This window comes from Aquabacter albus (assembly GCF_040049275.1).
Taxonomy (GTDB): domain Bacteria; phylum Pseudomonadota; class Alphaproteobacteria; order Rhizobiales; family Xanthobacteraceae; genus Aquabacter.
In genome coordinates this window covers 239326-259797 of sequence record NZ_JBDZDT010000002.1, presented here as the reverse complement: position 1 = coordinate 259797, position 20472 = coordinate 239326, and the positions used below count along the sequence as shown (strand labels likewise).

At 62.0% G+C, this 20472-nt stretch carries 15 protein-coding genes and 2 pseudogenes; 11 read left to right on the top strand and 6 right to left on the bottom strand.

Annotated elements, in window-relative coordinates:
• The first annotated feature begins 408 nt into the window (after positions 1-408).
• The 4 genes from ABLE91_RS04235 to ABLE91_RS04220 all read left to right on the top strand — a co-directional run bounded on the left by ABLE91_RS04235 (position 409) and on the right by ABLE91_RS04220 (position 5649).
• Positions 409-1095 (top strand): CBS domain-containing protein, encoded by a 687-nt coding sequence (locus ABLE91_RS04235; RefSeq protein WP_348928717.1) that lies wholly within the window; start codon positions 409-411, stop codon positions 1093-1095.
• 199 nt (positions 1096-1294) lie between these two features.
• Positions 1295-2947 carry a bifunctional aspartate transaminase/aspartate 4-decarboxylase gene (locus ABLE91_RS04230; protein WP_348928716.1) on the top strand — a complete coding sequence of 551 codons (1653 nt, stop codon included), beginning with the start codon at positions 1295-1297 and terminating at the stop codon, positions 2945-2947.
• A gap of 110 nt (positions 2948-3057) precedes the next feature.
• Positions 3058-4749, top strand: coding sequence for an aspartate-alanine antiporter (gene aspT, locus ABLE91_RS04225; protein WP_348929594.1), 1692 nt, complete (start codon positions 3058-3060; stop codon positions 4747-4749).
• A gap of 258 nt (positions 4750-5007) precedes the next feature.
• Positions 5008-5649 carry a response regulator gene (locus tag ABLE91_RS04220; protein WP_348928714.1) on the top strand — a complete coding sequence of 214 codons (642 nt, stop codon included), beginning with the start codon at positions 5008-5010 and terminating at the stop codon, positions 5647-5649.
• A gap of 92 nt (positions 5650-5741) precedes the next feature.
• Here ABLE91_RS04220 and ABLE91_RS04215 read toward each other — a convergent pair whose 3' ends face one another.
• From ABLE91_RS04215 to ABLE91_RS04205, 3 genes are all read right to left on the bottom strand, one after another.
• Positions 5742-6950 (bottom strand): sensor histidine kinase, encoded by a 1209-nt coding sequence (locus ABLE91_RS04215; protein ID WP_348928712.1) that lies wholly within the window; start codon positions 6948-6950, stop codon positions 5742-5744.
• A 27-nt stretch (positions 6951-6977) separates the two neighbouring features.
• Complete coding sequence (gene aspT / locus ABLE91_RS04210; RefSeq protein ID WP_348928710.1) at positions 6978-8663, bottom strand: aspartate-alanine antiporter; 1686 nt, start codon at positions 8661-8663, stop codon at positions 6978-6980.
• A gap of 122 nt (positions 8664-8785) precedes the next feature.
• Positions 8786-11485, bottom strand: coding sequence for a decarboxylase (locus tag ABLE91_RS04205; RefSeq protein ID WP_348928708.1), 2700 nt, complete (start codon positions 11483-11485; stop codon positions 8786-8788).
• An 879-nt stretch (positions 11486-12364) separates the two neighbouring features.
• Here ABLE91_RS04205 and ABLE91_RS04200 point away from each other — a divergent pair.
• The gene (locus ABLE91_RS04200) at positions 12365-12604 is read left to right on the top strand and encodes a hypothetical protein (protein WP_348928706.1); all 240 of its coding nucleotides are present in this window, start codon (positions 12365-12367) and stop codon (positions 12602-12604) included.
• Here ABLE91_RS04200 and ABLE91_RS04195 read toward each other — a convergent pair.
• Entirely contained in the window at positions 12561-13454 is an 894-nt protein-coding gene (locus ABLE91_RS04195; protein ID WP_348928704.1) for a GntR family transcriptional regulator, read from the bottom strand. The genes ABLE91_RS04200 and ABLE91_RS04195 overlap by 44 nt on opposite strands.
• 437 nt (positions 13455-13891) lie before the next feature.
• Here ABLE91_RS04195 and ABLE91_RS04190 point away from each other — a divergent pair, with 437 nt between their 5' ends.
• The 5 genes and pseudogenes from ABLE91_RS04190 to ABLE91_RS04170 all read left to right on the top strand — a co-directional run.
• A complete protein-coding gene (locus ABLE91_RS04190; RefSeq protein WP_348928702.1) occupies positions 13892-15634 on the top strand; it encodes a CocE/NonD family hydrolase in 1743 nt (580 codons plus the stop codon).
• Positions 15635-15665: 31 nt separating this feature from the next.
• A complete protein-coding gene (gene dctP / locus ABLE91_RS04185) occupies positions 15666-16901 on the top strand; it encodes a TRAP transporter substrate-binding protein DctP (RefSeq protein WP_348928701.1) in 1236 nt (411 codons plus the stop codon).
• 7 nt (positions 16902-16908) lie between these two features.
• Complete coding sequence (locus ABLE91_RS04180) at positions 16909-17427, top strand: TRAP transporter small permease (protein WP_348928699.1); 519 nt, start codon at positions 16909-16911, stop codon at positions 17425-17427.
• Entirely contained in the window at positions 17418-18719 is a 1302-nt protein-coding gene (locus tag ABLE91_RS04175) for a TRAP transporter large permease (RefSeq protein WP_348928697.1), read from the top strand. The genes ABLE91_RS04180 and ABLE91_RS04175 overlap by 10 nt, the downstream gene beginning before the upstream one ends.
• Positions 18720-18833: 114 nt before the next feature.
• Positions 18834-19055 (top strand): annotated as a pseudogene (locus ABLE91_RS04170) (hypothetical protein); the annotation flags it as partial.
• Positions 19056-19628: 573 nt separating this feature from the next.
• Here ABLE91_RS04170 and ABLE91_RS04160 read toward each other — a convergent pair.
• Together ABLE91_RS04160 and ABLE91_RS04155 are read right to left on the bottom strand one after the other, a co-directional pair.
• Positions 19629-19987, bottom strand: a pseudogene (locus ABLE91_RS04160) (glutathione binding-like protein); the annotation flags it as partial.
• A gap of 117 nt (positions 19988-20104) precedes the next feature.
• Positions 20105-20188, bottom strand: coding sequence for a DUF2474 family protein (locus ABLE91_RS04155; protein ID WP_348929591.1), 84 nt, complete (start codon positions 20186-20188; stop codon positions 20105-20107).
• On the opposite strand from ABLE91_RS04155, the gene ABLE91_RS04150 reads away from it, so the two are divergent.
• A complete protein-coding gene (locus tag ABLE91_RS04150) occupies positions 20166-20294 on the top strand; it encodes a hypothetical protein (protein ID WP_348929622.1) in 129 nt (42 codons plus the stop codon). The genes ABLE91_RS04155 and ABLE91_RS04150 overlap by 23 nt on opposite strands.
• The last annotated feature ends 178 nt before the right edge of the window (positions 20295-20472 follow it).

The window sequence follows — 20472 nt, the reverse complement described above, 5'->3', positions numbered from 1 at the left end:
CCTTTCAATCAACGGGCCGTCACAGAAGAGCCCGCTTCATTGATCTCCGATAATTTCGGAGGCGTGCCATGGGCGCGTTGATGCCTGGACTACGGCAATGCTCAACCCGTTTCCTGCAGCGCCGCCGGATGATCATTTCCAGTTCTAGAGGATGCTGGTAACCTTCTGCGCAAGGGTGTCGTCGACGCGCTGCGGAGAGCTTGGCGCAAACCGTCCGCACGGCGGCGGGTATTCCCACGATAGTCTCGTGAGCCCTGGGAATTGTGAAGCGCTCCCCCTCAGCTCGATGCGGCATCTGTCCGTGTGGACCGACGAAAAACGTACATCGCAGGGTCTCTTGATCTGCATCAGCAGCCTCGGAGGGCATCCGGCAATACTTCCTCCGGCCTGCGAAAGGGAGGAAACACCATGCAAGCCCGTAACATCATGACGACACCGGTCATCGCGGCGAAGGTGTCAGCTCCCATCGGCGACGTCGTCGGCCTCCTGGTGACGAACAGGATCAGCGCCGTACCCATCCTCGATGAGGACGGAAAGCTTGTCGGCATCCTCAGCGAGGGGGATCTCCTGCGCCGCGCCGAGGCTGGAACGGAGCGGCAGCATTCCCGGTGGCTGCAGGCCTTCATCAGCGACGCGGCGCTGGCCGCGGAATACATCAAGGATCACAGCCGGAACGTGGCGGATATCATGACCCGGCATGTGATAACCGTCCCGCCCGACATGCCTCTGCGCGACGTCGCCGCGGTTCTGGAAAGGAACGGCATCAAGCAGGTGCCCGTGGTGGAGAACGGGCATGTCATCGGCATCGTCAGCCGCTCGAACATCGTCCAAGCCATCGCCGGCGTCGATATTTCACTGAACGTTCCCCCCTCGGACGAGCTTCTGCGCGAGCAGATCATGAGGCGTCTGGAAGGCCAGCCCTGGGCCCACGCCTGGCGCCTCAACGTGACCGTCACGAATGGGGTCGCCGATGTGTGGGGCATCTCCAACAGGGACGTCGAGCGGCGGGCCATCCTCGTTGCCGTGGAGACCGTGCCCGGCGTGAAGGCCGTCAACGATCACCTGATCAGGAACGCGGCAGGCATGTGGGCCTGAGGGCGACACGGGGAAGTGAAGCGTGATCACGCCTCGTCGCGCGCCCCGCTCTACCCATGGCAAACACAGACCCGCTAGGGAAAACCCTTAGCCTCCTCCAGGGGTTTTCTCCCTCCTGGTCGGGTCATCGCCCGATGTCCCTTGGCCACTCCGCAGCGCGATAGTTCTCCCCGTCAGCGAACTGACGATGGAGTCGATCATGAACGGCGCTTCTTCACCTGTCGTTGGCTACCCGCGCAGTGCCTTCGAACCCTACGAGAAGCTCAGCCCGTTCGAGATCAAGGACAAGCTGGCGCAGCTTGCGAAGGAGAGCGCGAAGAAGTCCGCTCTCGCCTTCCTGAATGCGGGCCGGGGCAACCCCAACTGGGTCGCGACCACGCCGCGCGAAGCGTTCTTCCTGCTGGGGCAGTTCGCGGTGGAAGAGTGCAAGCGCGTGATGGATATGCCAGATATCGGCGGGATGCCGCAGATGCCGGGCATCGCCGGGCGGCTGGAGCAGTTCCTGAAGGTGCACCACGACGCGCCCGGCGCCGAGATGCTTCAGGCCATGGTCCCATTCGCCGTGAAGAAGTTCGACTTCCAGGCCGACGCCTTCGTCCATGAACTCGTGGATTCCATCATCGGCGACAATTATCCGGTCCCGGATCGGATGCTGGTTCATGCCGAGAAGGTCGTCCATGAATACCTGATGTGGGCCATGTGCGATAACCGCCCGCCTGCGGGGAAGTTCGACCTGTTCGCGGTCGAAGGCGGTACCGCCGCCATGTGCTACACATTCAAGTCCTTGATGCAGAACCATATCCTGAAGAAGGGCGACACCATCGCGCTCGGCGTCCCCATTTTCACGCCCTATATCGAAATTGCGGAACTCAACGACTACGAATTCAAAGTGGTGCACGTGCGGGCGACGCAGGAGAACGTCTTCCAATATTCCGACGCGGAACTGGCGAAACTGGAAGATCCGAAGGTGAAGGCCTTCTTCATCGTCAATCCCGGCAACCCCTCCTCCGCCGCGATCTCGCAGGACGTGATCGACAAGCTGGCCAAGCTGGTGAAGACCAAGCGGAAGGACCTGCTGATCCTTACCGATGATGTCTATGGAACGTTCGTGCCAAATTTTCGGTCCCTCATGGCCGACCTGCCCCGCAACACCATCGGGGTCTATTCCTACTCCAAATATTTCGGCTGCACGGGATGGCGGCTCGGCGTCATCGCCCTCCACGAAGACAACATCATCGACGAGATGATCCGCGATCATCCGAAGCAGGTCACCAAGCAGCTTAACAAGCGCTACGGCTCGCTCACCTTGGAGCCGGAGAAGCTGAAGTTCATCGACCGCATGGTGGCCGACAGCCGCGACGTGTGCCTCAACCATACGGCGGGCTTGTCGCTGCCCCAGCAGGTTCAGATGACCCTGTTCTCGCTCTTCCAGATGCTCGATGACGACGACAGCTATCGCCAGTCCACCATGGCGATTTGCCACCGCCGCTTTACAGCAACCGTCGAGGGGCTGGGCGTCGATTCAAAGGCCGGAAGCAATCCGCTGTTCGCCGCCTATTACGGGATCATCGACCTCGAATTCTGGATCAAGAAGTATCTCGGCGAGGATGTCGCAGACTTCGTCAAGAAAAACTACCACCCGCTCGACATCACTTACCGTCTCGCACATGACCACGCGCTGGTTCTTTTGAACGGCGGCGGGTTCGAGGCGCCGAACTGGTCCGTGCGGGTGTCGTTCGCAAACCTGCCGGACGACGTCTATGACGATATCGGCCGCAGCGTGCGCGCCGTCGCTGCCACCTATGTGGAGGCCTACCGGTTCGCGCACCCGGAGAAGCCGCCGAAATCCTGAACCGCAGCGCGCCCGCCGAGACTGGCGGAAGGGTCAGGCGGATCGATGCCAGAAGCCTATCCACGCTGTCCATGAGCCTGCACTGCCACGCCAGATGAATGGGTGACGTCATGGTCGACTGGTTCGTCCAAACGCTGCGGAGCTATCCCGAGATAGCGATCTTCCTGTCGCTGGCCATCGGGTACTATGTGGGCTCCTTCACCTATAAGGGCCTCGGGCTTGGGGCGGTGACGGCCACCCTCATCGCGGCTGTGTTCATCGGGCAGTTGGGAATCACGATCTCGCCTCCGCTGAAGGCGACATTCTTCCTCATGTTCCTGTTTGCCATCGGCTACGGGGTGGGGCCGCAATTCGTGCGAGGCATCGCGAAGGACGGGGTGCCACAGGCGGTGTTCGCCGCGGTGGTCTGCGTATTCTGCCTCGCTGCGCCCTTCCTCGCTGCCAAGATCGCCGGATACGACGTCGGCTCTGCGGCAGGCCTTTACGCGGGGTCGCAGACGATCTCGGCGTCCATGGGCCTTGCGACCGACGCCATCAACCGCCTGGAGCTGCCCGCCGACCAGACAAAGCAATTGCTGGATGCCATGCCGGTGGCCTATGCCGTGACCTATATCTTCGGCACCATCGGCTCGGCGATCATCCTTGCCCTTATTGGCCCGGCCCTGCTCGGCATCGATCTCGAAGCCGAGTGCAAGCGCTATGAGGCCGAGCACGGCGGCAAGAAGGCGGGCGACACCGCAGGCACAGCCTGGCATCGGTTCGAGCTCAGGGCGTTCGAAGTGCGCGAGGACGGGGTCGTGGTCGGCAGGACCGCGCAGGAGGCGGAATCGCTCATTCCGGACCACCGCGTCTTCATCGAGCGCATCCGTCGTGGCGACAGGGTCATGGACGCGACGGCCGACACCGTGATCGAGGCCGGGGACATCCTGGCGATTGCAGGCCCGCGCGAGGTGCTGGTGCAGTTGATCGGCCCACGGGCGCGGGAGGTCAACGACCGGGAGCTCCTGGCCGTGCCCGTCGAGGGCGTCGACGTCTTCGTGACCAGCAAGAAGGCAGACGGAAAAACCCTCGCCGAACTGGCGACCTGGCCAGAAGCCCGAGGCGTCTTCCTGCGCAAGATCACGCGCGGGGCGACTGCGACGGACATCCCGATCCTGCCGAGCACGCAGGTCTATCGCGGCGATATCCTCACGCTTGTCGGGCGCACCCAGGACACCACGGCCACCACCAACGCCCTCGGACGCCCGGATCGGCAGGTGGACGTAGCAGATGTGGCCTTCATCGGTGCGGCCATTGCCATCGGTGCCCTGGCCGGGGCGCTGGTGTTCAGGGTGGGAAGCGTTCCCCTCACGCTGTCCACGTCAGGGGGCGCGCTGATCTCGGGGCTGTTCTTCGGATGGCTACGGTCCGTGCATCCGACCTTCGGCAGGATACCTTCGCCCACCGTATGGTTCATGAATTCCGTCGGCCTCAACGTATTCATCGCCGTGGTCGGCATCTCCTCCGGCCCAGGCTTTGTGGCAGGTCTCCAGCAGCTCGGCTTCAGCCTGTTCCTGTGGGGCATCTTCGCGACCACCGTGCCGCTGATCCTCGCCATGTATGTCGGGAAGTACGTCTTCCGGTTTCACCCCGCTCTCCTGTTCGGATGCTGCTCGGGTGCGCGCACGACGACAGCGGCATTGGGCATGATCAACGACCGCGCCAAGAGCCAGATCCCGGGGCTCGGCTACACGGTCACCTATGCGATCGGGAACACTTTGCTGACCATCTGGGGAATGGTGATGGTCATGCTGCTGACCTGACCCCTCGGGCCAATCGGATTACACGAGAGGACGAGCCTCGCCGTTTGTTCAGAATTTCCCGAAGAGCGGGTCGGGTGATTCCCTGAGTGGGGTCATAATTGGTGTATTTCCCCTAGAAACATCAACTAGATTACGGATATTTATTGAAAATTACTTCACATCGGGTGGCGCGAATGCCTCCCGATGATGGACATTTTCGCAGCTAACGATACACTCTCATATCTCTCGAACGGGAGTTCGGCTTCGGAGGCAAGTCGGATGGTGGTTCGAATCCTTCTCGCCGATGACCATACGATCGTGCGCCGAGGCCTTCGGGCGCTCCTGGAAACCCGCTGCGACTTCAGCGTTTGTGCGGAGGCGAGCAATGGAAGGGAAGCGGTGGAACTGGCCATCCTTCACGCACCCGACGTCGTGATCCTCGACATCTCCCTTCCGCTGCTCAACGGCGTCGATGCGACGAGCCAGATCCGGAAATCCGTGCCGGGTGCGCAGATCCTGATATTCACCATGCATGACAGTCCAACCATCATCCATGAAGTTCTCCAAGCCGGTGCCCGCGGCTATTTGCTGAAGTCGGAGGGGAATGATGACGTGATTGCGGCCGTCGATGCGCTGTCACGGCGCCGCACCTACTTCTCCAGCCAGGTATCCGAGGCGATGCTTGATGTGCTCCTCCAGGACGGGCATCTCAGGCGTCATTCCGACAGCCTCTCCTCGCGCGAGCGGGAGATTGTGCAACTGATCTCCGAAGGTCAGAGCAACAAGCAGATCGCCGCCGCGCTCCAGATCAGCGTGAAGACCGTGGAGACGCATCGATCGACCTCCATGCGGAAGCTGAAGGTCCATTCGACTGCCGAGCTCGTCAGATACGCCCTTCGAAACAAGCTGATCCAGTCCTGATGAAGGCCTTGCTGTTTATGTGCGGGGAAAAGCAACCGGGCTCGTCCGGTGATCGAGCGGGCATCCAGCCTATTCGCCGTGGCATTTCCCGGTCATGGAACGCGCTGTCGTCGTCTTGCTCCGGCGGCGCGGCGGGCAATGGCCTGGGGGATGGCGGCTCTGACCACCACGCCACGCCGGCCGTTTCGTATCAGGAGCTCTCCTCTGAGCTGAGCGACGCGCGCGCGCATGCCGGGTATTCCAACGCCCAAGGTGCCGATGTCGCCTCCGACGCCTGGAGCAGCGCCCGGGCATAGGCCCCTGCCGTCATCTTCTATGGTCAGGATCGCCGTATCCCCGCCTGAGGCAAAGGAAACCACGACGTTTTCTGCGCCGGAATGACGATAGACATTCATCAGCGCCTCTTGAGCGATCCGCATGATCGCTGCGGCGATGTCTTTTGACCGACAGAATACGGCGGGCGCAATGTCGAGATGAACGGCAATGCCCGTGCGCCGGGAGAAGCTCGCCGCGAACTGGCGGAGGGCATCGCCGACATTATTATGTTCCGGCAGGGGCGGATGGAGCATGAGGCTCAAGGTGCGGATTTCGGCATGCGTGCTTGCGAGAGCGGCCCGCATGTCCGCGATCAGCAACTTGGTATCCCGCCGGGTATCTGCGGTGCTTTGATCCTTGCCCATCGTGATCTCGAGCCGTGAAAGGGCGATCCCCAACGCGACGAGGTGCTGCAAGGTGGAGTCATGCAGTTCCCGCGCGATCCGCCGACGCTCTTCTTCCTGTGCATGCAGGATTCTCTCGGTCAGTACAGCAAGATCGGACAAGGCCTGGCGATGCAGGGTGACATCGCGACCGTGACCGACCACCTGCCGATGGAACGTCCCTGACTGGCAGACGGGCGTGAGCACGAATTCCCATCGGCGGCCGTCTCGTCCCCCGACCGGCAGATCGAAGCGGATCGCGCGTCCCCTTTCCGCGCATTTCCTGATCTTCGCGGCCAATTTCTTCAGCACATCAGCTTGGAGCGGGGCGCACGTCCTGTCGACCGAGCGAGGATCAGGATCCGCCCGAACGAAATCTTGAAATGCCTGATTGTACGTCTCCACCTTCAGGTCGCTGCCGGGATGGGCGGACATGATGAAGAAAACACCGTCTATTCCGTCCAAAGCGATATCGCTGGGGCAACGCTGAACTGCGTCGCTCGGAAGCGCTGCAATCGAAGCCATATGCTCCGGTACATGCATTATCTTCGCGGCCGAACCGCCGCTGAAGCGGGAGGACGTGCCAAGCCTTGCCGTCACCATTTCCTCCCTCCGTTCCGCAGAAACGCATCAGATCGTCATCATCGCGACGAGTACCGGTCCCCAGGCCGTCAGAAGGATGTTGCCGACCGCATAGGGAACGGTATAGCCAAGTGCTGGATAGCTGCTCTGCGCTTTGTCCTGCACCGCGCGAAGGGCGGCCGTTATGGTGCCGGCCCCGGCGCAAGCGCCGAGAACGATGAGAGGGTTCATCTTCAGGACGTAGCGGCCAACAAGAATGCCGAGCGTGTGCGGTATCAGCGCCGATGCCAGCCCGACGCCGATAAGGGTGACACCCGTGGCCTGAAGGCCGGTCACGAAGCTGGGCCCGGCGCTCAGGCCGACGATGGCAATGAAAATGCACAGTCCGAGCGTATCGAAGATCCAGACCGCGGCTTCTGGGATGCGGCCGAAGAAGGGATAGACGCTGCGCAGCCAGCCGAACACCAGCCCCATGACCAGAGCCCCGCCACTGGCGGTGAGCGTCAGCGGGACACCCCAGACCACGACGGAGAGCAGCCCCACGAGGCCGCCGAGGAAGATGCCGGTGCCGACGAAGATCATGTCGGTCGCAGCGGTCGGGCGGTCGGGATAGCCGATGGCCTGCACCGCGCGCTCGACATCGGCGACGGTGCCGATGAGCCGCATGACGTCCCCGCGATCCACCCGGGTATCCGCCGCAACCGGAATCTCCAGCCCTGCCCGGAACAGCTTCGCCAGGAACACGCCGTGCGCCAGATCGAGCCCGCTGAGCTCCGAGAGCTTCTTTCCCACGATCGTTCGGCTCGTGACGACGACGTCCAGGGATTCAACGGGCAAATCCAGCAAGGCCTTGTCGCTGACCTCGGGCCCGATCACGTCGCCCCGGAGCGCATGAGCCTCGTGGCGGGCAATGACCGCAGCGACGTCCCCCTCAAGGATCACCAGATCAGGGGTGGGATCGAGAAGGGTCTCACCGCGCCGAACCCGCACGATGAAGGCCCGAACGTCTTCCGGCATCGCCTCAAGCTCGGCGATGCTCCGATTGAAGAGTTTGGTGTTGGTGACGCGGTAGGCGCGCACGTCGAAGGGCCGCGCGGCGGAGAGAAGACCTTCCCCGGACCCGCCTGCTGCGCCGGATTGGGCGCGCATCCGCGCTGCCTCGGCCAGCAGATCCACGCGCATCAGCTTTGGGCCGATGGTCGGGATGTACCAGACAAGAATCGCGGTGCCGACGAGATAGGTCACCGCATAGGCAACAGGGATATTGTTGATCAACGCCGCCCGCTCTGCTTCCGGAAGGGCGAGGCGGTTGATCGCGTCGCCGGCCGTCCCGATTACGGTCGATTCCGAAAAGGCGCCGGCGAGCAGTCCGGCTGCTGTCCCGACATCATAGCCGAGCAGCTTGGAGAAGCCGAAAGCCGTCAGCAGGCAGGTCACGCATATCAGAACGGTGAGCATGAGCTGGGGCATGGCATCAGCTTTCAGCCCACGAAAGAATTGCGGCCCGACCTTGTAGCCGGTGGTGAACAGGAACAGGTCGAAGAACAGGGTTTTGACCAGAGGCGGCACCTGGATTCCGAGCTGGCCGATCAACACGCCGGCCAAAAGCGAACCCACGACGATGCCGAGGCTGAAGCTGCCGAACTTGATCTGTCCGATCAGGAAACCGACCGCGATCGTCAGGAAGATCGCGAGCTCCGGATTTTCCCTAAGTGCGGACACCACATAGCCCATGATCCGGCTCCCATCATGCGCCCGCGGGACCAGCGGGACCGCCGCCCGGATCCATCGCGGGTCCCACAGCCTGTGCCGGCGATGGAATGAAGCCTGCCATCCCTGTGTCTCCCCATCCCCGCTCAGTTCGCCGTGTGTTCGAGGGCGTCGGTCCGCAGGAGCTTCAGCCCCTTGGCGGCCTCGTAGCCGTGGATCTCCTTCACATCGAGCTTGCGCATGAAATCGATGGTCTCGCGCGTCAGGACCTGGCCCGGAACCATGATGGGGAACCCGGGCGGGTAAGGGATCACGAAGTTCGCGGAGACGAGATCAGGCCCGTTCGCCAGACGCTTGTCGATCGCTGCACCGAAGAGCGGCACGTACTCGCATTCTTCCTCCACATAGGCGCCATAGAAGGCACTGCGCATGTCGCCTTCGGGGGTCTTCTTGCCCGCATCCTTTCGGAAGGCTTTGTGGAAATGGCTGAAGTTCGGCAGGTCCGGAACGTCGTCCATCAATGACTTGACCCGCGCCTTGAAGGCATCTTGCACCCCGCTGCCGCCGGTGTTCAGACTGTCCTCGATGCCGCGGGAAATTTCGACGAGCACGCGGACCAGATGGGCGATGTCGCTCCGCGTGTTGTTGATGTTGGACTGCAACAACACCGAATTCCGCGACGTCTTGTTCAGTTGGATGTTGTACTTGTTCGCTAGAAGTCCCTTGAACTGCGTGCCGTCGAACCCGGCCGCTCCGCACACGAGCGTCATGCGCGTCGGATCGAGATAGAATTCGTCCTCGCGCATCGCCTTCGCGACATCGCCCCAGTTCACGCCCGGCGTCAGGAAATCGACGAAACCCGACCTGCGGAACTCTTCTGGGATCATCTCGTCGGCACCCAGAATCCTGAAATATTTGGAGATCAGCGGGTGCTGGTTCACGGCGGCGCGTATCTTCAGCGCAATGGAGATCGCGTTCATCACCAGCCCGTAGCCTTCGAGCTCCATCTGCCGGCGTGCGACGTCGAGGCTGGCGATGAGCTGCTGGTTGGGGCTGGTCGAGGCGTGCGTGAACACGGCCTCATGGAACTGGCTCTCCACGTGGGAGAAGTCCACGTCGTGCACGAGCACCATCGAACCTTGCCGGATCGCCGACATGGATTTGTGCGTGGAGTTCGTCTGGTAGACGCGCAGCCTGATCTTGTGCGGATCGGGGATCAGGCGCGTCTCCAGAAGTGTCTCCTCGGTCGGCTTCTTGCCAAGCTTCGCCTGCTGCTTCTCATACGCTTCGATCGAGCCCGGCTGGCGCATCCACTCCTTGATCGCGGCGGCGGCCCCCATGGCCGTGCGCGGGCGCAGGAACGGGGACCAATGGGCGAAGCCGGACCAGGCTTCATCCCAGAGGAAGATCAGGTCCGGCTTGAGGGCGAGGCACTCCTCCATCACGCGGCGCGTATTGTACATGTGGCCGTCGAACGTGCAGTTCGTCAGATCGAGCAGGCGCAGCCGGTCCAGCCGTCCTTCCGCACGAAGCTGGAGCATCACCTTCTTGATCGCGCTCAGCGGCACCGCCCCGTACATGGAGTAGCGGGTCAGCGGAAACGCCTCGACATAGATCGGCTGGCCGCCGCTGAGCACCATGCCGTAATGGTGCGACTTGTGGCAGTTGCGATCGATGATGGCGATGTCGCCGGGCTTGATGAGGGCTTGCACCACCATCTTGTTGCTGGTGGAGGTGCCGTTGGTGACAAAGAAGACTTTGTCGGCGCCAAAGGCGCGCGCGGCATATTCCTGCGCCTTCTTGATATTTCCGGTGGGCTCCAGCAGGCTGTCGAGACCGCCGGTGGTCGCGCTGCTCTCCGCGAGGAAGAGGTTGATGCCGTAGAACTCCCCCATGTCCCGGATCCATTCGGACCTGAACACCGACTTGCCGCGGGCGATGGGCAAAGCGTGGAAGGTGCCGATGGGGCGCTGGGTGTAATGCTTCAGATTGTCGAAGAACGGTGTCTCGAAGCGGGCCGCGATCCCCTCCAGGATCGAGAGGTGCAGCTCCAGTGGCTCCTCGATGGCGTAGAAGATCCGCCGGACGCAATCGGCCTGCGGGTCGCCGGCGAGCGTTTCGACATTGCGATCCGACAGGATGTAGAGATCGAGTTCCGGCCGAAGGTTCTTCAGGATCCGGGCGAGATCGATGCCGGTGGCCTGGTCGCGGGAATAGTTGAGGATCGGATCGAGGACCGAGCGCAGCACCGGTGCGTCATGACGCGACCGGTAGGGCATGTCGTCTGTCGTCACGACGGCGGCGATCCGCGGGTTGACGAGCGCCGCGCAGACCGCATCCTCCAGCGATGCCACGAAGATGCTGTCATAGACGAATGCGTCCTCGCGGCGGCGCAGACGCCTGACTTCGTCCCTCATGGCGGGCCAGCGGGCCGGCGGCTGCAGGGTCACGAACAAGGTCTCGAAGGACGGGCGCCCGCGCTCCTCGGCTGCGAACGCGCCCGGCAGGAGCTCAGGCATCTCTTCGCCACTGCCGGCGTGGGCCAGCGTATCCGCGTTCTCGCGAGCGGTGATGATCGCCTCGGAAATCTGCCGGATGATCGCCGCCGCACCCGTCGCGTCGTCCGAGGCGATATGCTGTTGGAGCACCCGCATGGCCTGGGGGCCGGGATAGGCGTGGAACTCCTCCATCAAGGCGACGTCGGCCAGCGCGGCCTTCACGTCCGCTCGATCCGCGTCTCCCGCGACCCAGCTTTCGGCCGCGCTATGGACCATGCGCCAGCGATCCGCCCGGGCGGAGTGCAGAACGAGGAACTGATCGATGCGAGTGGTGGCTGCTTCGCTCATGGCTTGCTCCACATCGTGTTCAAGGCCAATGCTTCGCAAAGGTGCACCGGCGCTTAGCCCGGACCTGCGTCCCCGATGGGTCTAGCGAAACCTCCGTGCATCATTTGCTTTCGGATTGATCCGCCACATCACCATCAGTCCCTTTCGTCCCCTCCGGCGGAAAGTTTTCTAGCCGTGAGATCAAGTGGCTGTTCCAACACCTTCCTCGGCCCGGATCGATCCGTCAGAGTGTATCTTGCTCAATTCCAACCATGCCTGAGCACGATCCACTGCGCTGAGCTCCCGATATCTTGGCCATCTCAGCCTCGGCCATGGAAGTGCGCAGATGGGTTACGGACATGAATGCCTCGTCGCCGAGCGTCGCCCTTTTCCGCACCGCTCCGCTTTCAGACATGTCCGGCTCCTCCTTCAGGCCACGTTGCGCCCTACTAAAACCCGAACCTGGATGGCTGATGCACACGAACCGTTGGGCTTAAATGACATTTCGTTCAGATATTGGCGGCGGACACGCAGGTACCCTGCAGCCAACATTTGGCACTCGTTCCAGATCTAAGCAACAATGATTGAAGGAGAGCATTTTTACTATAAAATTAAATATGATAATACAATGCTTACCTTACGAAAATTAAGTGCGTAGCATGAACAAGGCGCCCCTCACCCCCCTCCAAACAGAGGGCTCATCTCGAACGTGAATGAGGGGGCGTCACGACATGCGGACGATGCCGTCATCCCGAGCCGGCGCGAGCGCACCGGACACAGGGGCTGGCACCAGATTCTAACAACCGCCGCCGTCTCCAGCGCCTTTGCGCCACCTGTGCAATCGCAGGAGCTCAGGAGGGAGCCCCCCGCGACGCCTATATCCCGAGTGTCAGCGACCTCATGGGCATGACACAGCTTCGGCACCTGAAGCTGTGGTTCGCCGGCAGGCTGGAGAACTGGGAGCTTGCCGAGATCAAGGCGAGCCTCCAGGACCCGGCTACGCTCTCGTGCCAGGAATGTCCGATGTCCGAGATGCGGCTGAACCAGCCGCCTGAGCCGACCTCGAGCTTCACCAGAAAACGCATGGCAGTTTCGGTCAAGCAGGGGCGCGCAGGCGTCTCCGGCCTGCCTTTTGCGTGACTTCACCACTCATCACGACGGACAGATCGGCGCCTTTCATCACTGACTTCTTGCGGCGTGAAGGGCGCTTTCGCAACTTCAGCTCGACCTGCTCGGTGTTCAGAGATACCCCTGTATATAGGGAATCCAGATAGGCTAGCTTTCCCTCGAAATGCGCCGTCAGGAGGCGTACGGCCTCCGCGCTGTCCCGCCGCATCGTGGCCTCTGCAATCTCGCGGTGCTCGCGGTCCACGGTGGCGGCGGTCTCGGCGGACATTGCCATTCGCAGGAGGATGGTCCGGCGATAGCGCTCGAATTGGTCGCAGAGCACGGAGCAAAAATGCTCACGCCACGGAGCGCCGCAGCCCGAGGTGAGGCTGCGATGAAACTGTGAATGAAGCCGCTCCCACCACTCGATGGCTTCGAAGTCGTCCGGCGAGGCCGGGAGGGTGGCTGCGCTGAGTTGCTCGGCCGAGGACTGGACGTGCGCCGCCCAGGCTTCATCGCCCCGCTCGATGGACATGCGGAGCGCGACGGCAGAGAGCTCCGCCCACAAGGTGCACACCTCGTGTAGCTCCTCGCGGGAGACGGGCGCGACAGCAAATCCCCTTTGGCCTTCGAACGAGACAAGGCGTTCCGAGGCGAGCTTCGAAAGCGCTTCCCGCAGCGGTGCGATGCCGAGGTCGTAATGCTGCACCAGCGGGCGGAATTGCAACCTGTAACCGGGCGGCAGACGACCTGACAGAATGTCTCGCCGCAGCAGCCGATAGGCTGCCTCGCCGAGGGTCTTCGACACCTCTCCGGTGCGCCGCGTCGGCTGCGAAACTTTTGCGACACGCTTGCTTTCTGGAGAATTTTTCTCTTTAGGCATATAAGCTTATCTCCGGAATCGCAAAATGTTCGAATTTTTCCGTTGCCATTAAATCCGATTTGTACCTAAATTTCGAACATAAGAAAGATCGGGCTGCACTGGGGCGTTCAATCCCCCCGGAAAGTGGCACCGCTCTCTAGGAGGAACGCCATGCCGACAGCCACTTTCCGGTGGCCCGACGAGGCTATGCCGCCGGGCGACGCGTCAGCTTCTCTTCTCTCTTTTATCGACACGGCTGAACCTGCCTCCGCTTAAGTGCGGGACGGGATCATATGGGGCTTGCGACGGCGACGGCCAACCGGCCAGTGCGTGATCGTCCCCTGCCATCTGCATTGCTTTGTATCCCGCTGGCGCGAGGTGCCGGCGTAGTGAGCGTGTGCGCCTTGACGTCACCTCTTCCTCTGCATCTCGATTCAAGAAAAAAGGACGATATTCCAATGAGCTACCGTGAAGTCAGCGAGATCCGCGACGGCATGCGCATCGACTGGGACATGCCCATCGCCATGGAGGACGGCCTTGTTCTACGCGCGGATATCTATCGGCCCACCGATGAGGGCAAGTATCCGGTGCTCCTTACTTACGGCCCCTATGCTAAATGGCTGCATTTTGTGGACGGCTACGAGACCGCGTGGAAGCGGATGGAGGAGAAGCATCCGGAAGTCATGACCGGCACCAGCAACCGCTATGCGAGCTGGGAGGTTTGCGACCCGGAGAAATGGGTGCCCCACGGCTATGTCTGCGTGCGCGTGGATTCCCGCGGCGCCGGCCGTTCGCCCGGCTATGTGGAGCACTGGTCTCCGCAGGAAACGAAGGATTTTGCGGAGTGCATCGAGTGGGCGGGCGAGCAACCCTGGTCCAACGGCAAGGTGGGCCTCAGCGGCATCTCTTATTATGCCGTGAACCAGTGGCAGGTGGCGGCGCTCAACCCGAAGCACTTGGCGGCCATCTGCGTGTGGGAAGGGTTTGCCGATTTCTATCGCGAGCTCAGCCACAATGGCGGCATCTACTCCACCTTCGCCCAGAACTGGTACGACATGCAGATCCGGACCGTGCAATACGGCCTGGGCGTCAACGGCCATCGCAGCCGCATCACCGGTGACTGGGTCTCGGGGCCGGAAACCCTGACCTCCGAGGAGATGGGCGCCAACCGTTTCGATCTCGGCCGCACCTATTTCGAGCATCCCCTCGACGACGACTATTGGAAGGCCATGACGCCGGATCTCACGAAGATCACAGTGCCGCTCCTCTCCGCCGCCAATTGGGGCGGCCAGCCGCTTCATCCGCGCGGCAATTTCGAGGGCTTCGTGCGCTCCTCTTCCAAGGACAAGTGGCTGGAGGTGCATGGCATCGAGCACTGGACACATTACTACACGGACTATGGCCTCGATCTGCAGCGCAGGTTCTTCGACTACTTCCTGAAAGGGGAGAAAAACGGCTGGGACAAGCAGCCGAAGGTGCAGCTCAACATCCGACATCCTGGCGAGAAATTTGAGATCCGCCACGAAAAGGACTGGCCGCTTCCCAAGACCAAATGGACCAAGCTGCATTTGCGGCCCACCCATAAGCTGAGCTCGGAGGCATCGGGGAAGGACGCCGAGGTGGCGTTCGAGGCACTCGGCGAAGGTGTCAGCTTCATCACAGAGCCCCTGCCGGAAGCGACCGAAATCACCGGGCCGGTGGCGGCGCGGCTGAACATCTCCTCCTCCACGGAAGACGCCGACCTCTTCCTAGTGCTGCGCGTGTTCACGCCGGACTTCAAGGAAGTTGTGTTCCAGGGCGCGCTCGACCCCAATACGCCCATCGGCCAGGGCTGGCTGCGCGCCTCCCACCGCAAACTCGATAAGGCGCTGACGCTGCCCCATCGCCCCTACCACACGCACGATGAGAAGCAGCCGCTGAAGCCCGGCGAGGTCTATGCACTCGACATCGAGATCGTGCCTACCTGCATCGTGGTGCCGAAGGGCTACCGCATCGCGCTGAGCGTGCGGGGCAAGGACTATGTCTATCCCGGCGGTTCGGGCGGCAAGCTCTCCAACATGAAGAACGTGTTCACCGGCTGCGGGCCGTTCATCCACGACGATCCGCGCGACCGCCCCGTCTCCATCTATGGCGGTACCACCACCATCCATTTCGGCAAGGACCGCGAGAACTACCTTCTGCTCCCCATCATCCCGGAGTGATCCCCAACCAATAAGAACACTGGAGGAACCCATGGCGGCACATGCACGGCATAGAGGCGAGCGCACCTCGGCGGAGGCGTTGGCGCGCCTGCGCGACGGTGTTCTGATTGCAGCATTCGGAGTGGGGCTGTGCCTCGCCGGGGTTCCGCAAGCAAAGGCGCAGGCGGTGTCGCCGCCTGCGGGGCAGAAGCCGCTCATCGCCAAGTGGCTGGACGGCGAGGCGCAGGCCAATTTCCCGAAGATCACCTATGACGGGCCGCCCATAACCCTCAAATACTCTTCCTTCGTGGTGGCCGGCACTCCGCTGGCGAATCTCTTCATCAAGAGCTTCAAGCGCCTTGAGGAGGTGAGCGGCGGCAAGCTGGTGGTGCGCCCCTTCTGGGGCAGTACCCTTTCCAACGCCCAGCGCGGCGCGTTCGAGGCCATCGGGGGCGGCATCGCCGATTTCGGCAACTGCTACACCATCTTCAATCCGGGCGGCTTCAGCCTCCACCACGGTCTCGCCATCCCCTTCATCTTCTCGACGTCGGGTGCTTCTTCCACCGTCGCGCAAGAGCTTTATGTCAAATATCTGAAGCCGGAATACGAGGCGAAGAACGTCTATCTCCTGCGCGTGGCGACCACGCGGCCCAACAAGATCCTATCCAAGGTTCCGGTGGTGAAGCTGGAGGATGTGAAGGGCAAGAAGATCTGGACACCGGGCGTGCTCCAGGCGCAGTTCGGCGAGGCGCTCGGCGGCATTCCCACCAATGTGCAGACCAGCGAGCTTTATTCCGCCTTCCAGAGCGGCGTGGTGGACCTTGCCACCATGCACGATGCCGGCTCGCGCCTGTTCAAGCTCATGGAGATCGCGAAGAACCGCAACGACGTCAATCTCTGGATCAATCCCACCGAGTATTGCGTCAACAAGGCGAGCTTCGACAAGCTGCCGCCGGACCTGAAAGCGCTCTTCTATCACTGGGCCCAGCTCTGGAACCAAGTGGACGCGCAGCTCTATTACGACAAGGAGGCCGATGAGGCGCTCGCAGACATGAACAAGCGCGGCATCGTCTCCGTCACCATGCCGCCGGAGCAACTGGCCCGGTGGAAGGCGGCGACCCAGCCGGTGGTGGACAACTGGATCAAGGAGAATGAGGCCAAGGGCGCACCCGCCGCCAAGTTCATCGGCGACATGAAGGCCCTTGCGGACAAATACGAGAAGACGCCCGCCGACGAGATCACCCAGCAGCTCATGGACAAGCCGCTGCCCGGCATCATCGTGTTCTGAGGCGGGCATGGAGATCGAGCCTCCCCCGCCTCATCGCGAGGCCAGGCTTGAAGAGGCAGCGCGCCGCCTCTTCAACCTCACCGCCGCCGTGCTGGTGCCCGCCATCACACTGCTGATCACGGCGGACGCCGTCATGCGCTATGCACTCGACCGGTCCTTCGCCTGGGCGCAGGACATTGCGGGTCTCGGCCTGTTCATCCTGTTCTGCGCCGGCCTGCCCTATTCCTGGTACGGCCAGTTCCACGTGCGCATGGACCTCGTCTACGACATCCTTCCGCGCATCGCGCGCAGGAGCGTCGACGTGATCTCCTTCCTCGCGGCGGTCACGGTCGCGGGGACGCTGGCGGCATATGCCATGGAGGCCGTTTTCACATCCTACACCAACCAGGTGACCATGCCGCTGATGCCGCTGCCCATCTGGCCGGTGGTGCTGTTCGGCGCGCTCTGCTGCGTCTTCTTCTGCCTCACCATGATTGCCTGGATCTATGGGCGTCTCACAACTCGCAGGGGCGCCACATGGAACTGACCATCGGCTTCATCGGCTGCTTCTTCCTTGTTCTCTTCATCACCGCGGGCGTGCCGCTGGCCTTTGGCATCGGCCTCGTGGCCATCATCGGCAATTCCATCCTGGTGGGGTTCACGCAGACCGGCATCCAAATCTACCAAATCACCTTCCAGACCACGACCGAGTTCGTGATGACCAGCATTCCGCTGTTCATTTTCATGGGCCAGCTGGTCTCGGAAGGACGGCTCGGCAAGGATCTCTATGAGTGCGTCTATAAATGGCTCGGGCGCATTCCGGGGGGCCTTGCCGTGACCTCTGTTGTCTCCTGCGCCAGCTTCGGGGCGCTCACCGGCATCAGCTCCGCCGGCATCTCCACTATGGGCCCCATCGCCATGCGCGAGATGCGGCGCTACGGCTATGCGGAGGGGCTGGCGGCGGGGAGCCTTGCGTCGGCGAGCACGCTTGCCATCCTCATCCCGCCGAGCGTGCCGTTCATCGTCTATGGTATCTGGACCGACACCTCAATCGGCCAACTCTTCATGGCCGGCGTGGTGCCGGGCATCATCCTGACCCTGGTGTTTTGTGCCTATGTGATTGTGCTGTGCATCTGGAAGCCGGAGCTGGGGCCGGTGGCCGCGCGCTTCGCGCTCCTCGACCGCCTGCTCTCCTTGGTGCGGCTGTCGCCCCTGATGCTCGTCTTCACGATCATGATCGTCGGGCTCTACCAGGGCTGGTTCACGCCGGCGGAAGGCGCCGCCGTAGGCTGCACTGCCGTCATGCTCATCCTCCTCGTGATGGGCCGCCTGAACTGGGCCTCGCTCGCCCATTCGGCGCGGGCGTCGGCGCAGCTCTCCATCATGATCTTCATGATCGTGATCACTGTGCAGCTCTTCACGCGCTTCCTGGTGCTCACCGATGTACCAGGCTATCTCATCGCGCTTATCGGCGATGCCGGGCTCAACCGCTACATCGTGCTGCTGATCATCATCATCATGTATCTGATCCTCGGCATGATGCTGGACAGCCTCGGCATGATGCTGCTGACTCTGCCGTTTGTATTTCCCATCATCCTGCATCTCGGCTTCGATGCGGTGTGGTTCGGGGTGATCCTGACGCTGATGGTGGAGATCGGGCTACTCACGCCGCCAGTGGGCATGAACTGCTACATCCTGAACAAGGTATCGCCCGAGACATCGCTCGGCACCATCTTCAAAGGCGTCCTGCCTTTCGTCTTCCTGACACTGGCGATGGTGGGGGTATTCGTGGCCTTTCCGGACCTCGTGCTCTGGCTGCCACGACAGATGTTCAGTTGACCGCCTTGTACTTTCCGCATCGATACCCTTTTGAAGGTGGAGGGAATCGAACCCGCCAGGATGGGGCATCGATTTGGACGGCTCGCGACGATCCGCAATATCGTCGAGGCACGCTATGAAAGCCACAACCAGCTCCGCCAGCACCTCGTAAACTTCGCCTCGGCCTACATTTCGCCCGCACGCTCCAAGACCCTCACCGGTCTCACGCCCTACGAGTTCATCTGCAAAATCTGGAGCTCCCAGCCCGAACGCTTCACTTTCAACAAGTCGGATCTGATGTTATTTCGGGCGAAGCCAGCCCAACGGCCAGCTTTGGAGTCGCGCACGAGAGAATGAAGACCTTCAGATGCTAATGGATCGCGCCGACCGTGCTCTTTACCTAGCGGAAAACGACGGGCGCGATTGTGTGCGACTGGCCGAGTAATAGTAGATACTCTCGATAGTTGGTACACGTATCCGCCTGCCACGACGCGCGGGCCAAGATGGAATGCATTGGCGGGGCGGTGGCGCCATTTTGGGCGTCCACCACCTTGATGCCATCTCCCGTTGTTTTCCCGCCGCCGCAGAGAGCGGCTGAAACGACGATCAAGGCGGTTGAGCCCGTTGCCGCGCAGCGGGTGACGATCAACTTAATTACTGGGCGAGCCATCTGGTTGTCCGCGGCTTGGGCTGCTCGGTTCGGTTCAAGCTGACCGCGGCCCAACGTGGCGACCCTCCCCCAAGCCACCCTGCTGAGTGAAGGGCTTGCAGTAGAGGCGGTCACGGCCGACACTCCCTGTGATAGAGATAGGCAGCCGCCTATATCCGCTAGATATTCGCCGAGCATCCGATCCCGTCGAGCTTGCTCTGCCTCGGCGAGACCTTCCCGAAATCGGGGTCAATTAGTACGATGCTTTTTTCCTTTGAGGCTGCCCGCGCCAGATAGCTGTAGAGGGCAACATCCGCGATAGTCGGCCCAGCGCCGACTAGCCAGTCACGGCCGTCGAGATGGGGCTCAAGGTTCCGAAGCAGGACATGTGCCCGACCGATGACCTCTTCCGGATTGTGCTTGGAGCCGAAGACGGTGACGAGGCGCGCCGCCGCTGGACCATATAGGCCAGCTCTCCGGCTGCAACAGATAACCAGCGCTGGATCACCGCGTTTCCTTGGGCGTCTTCGGGAAGCCAGTCGGCGCGGCCAAGTTTCTTCGCGAGATAGCCCAGGATGGCATTTGAATCAAAGACGATCGTGCCGTTATCGTCCAGGGCCAGTACCTGACCGAAGGCGTTCCTAAGGCGCTATCAACCTAGGAAAATCTCCGAAGGTGGAGGAAATCGAACCTGTGGCCTGCACGAGGAATGGCCTCTCGCTGTCTCCATGGAGCGGTCGCGGCGATGATCTGAGTCTTACGTTGTGAGCCCGACCGCGTTCATGAGAAGCCGGAACAGGCCCGCTGCGAGCGCAAGGGTGGCGACACTGGCGGCCCAGATCAGGACGAGCCAGCCGGTCCTGCTCAGCCACAGTCGGCAGGTGGGCGGGGAGAAGCTTGTGACGGACATCCAGTTCGTTCCGCGCAAGGCACCCGCCGTCTATTGAGCCGCTTCCTCCAGACGAAGAAAGCGCCCGCAGAAATCGCACGGCCTTAAGGAATGGTCTGCCGGATGGCGTGGGGGACCCGCCGGCTCGGGTACCCCCAACCTGCCCTCTGTCCGTAAAATCGGTTCTGGGGGGCGATCGGGCCTTGCTGAAGATCGGCCGGTCGCGGGAAGCCCGG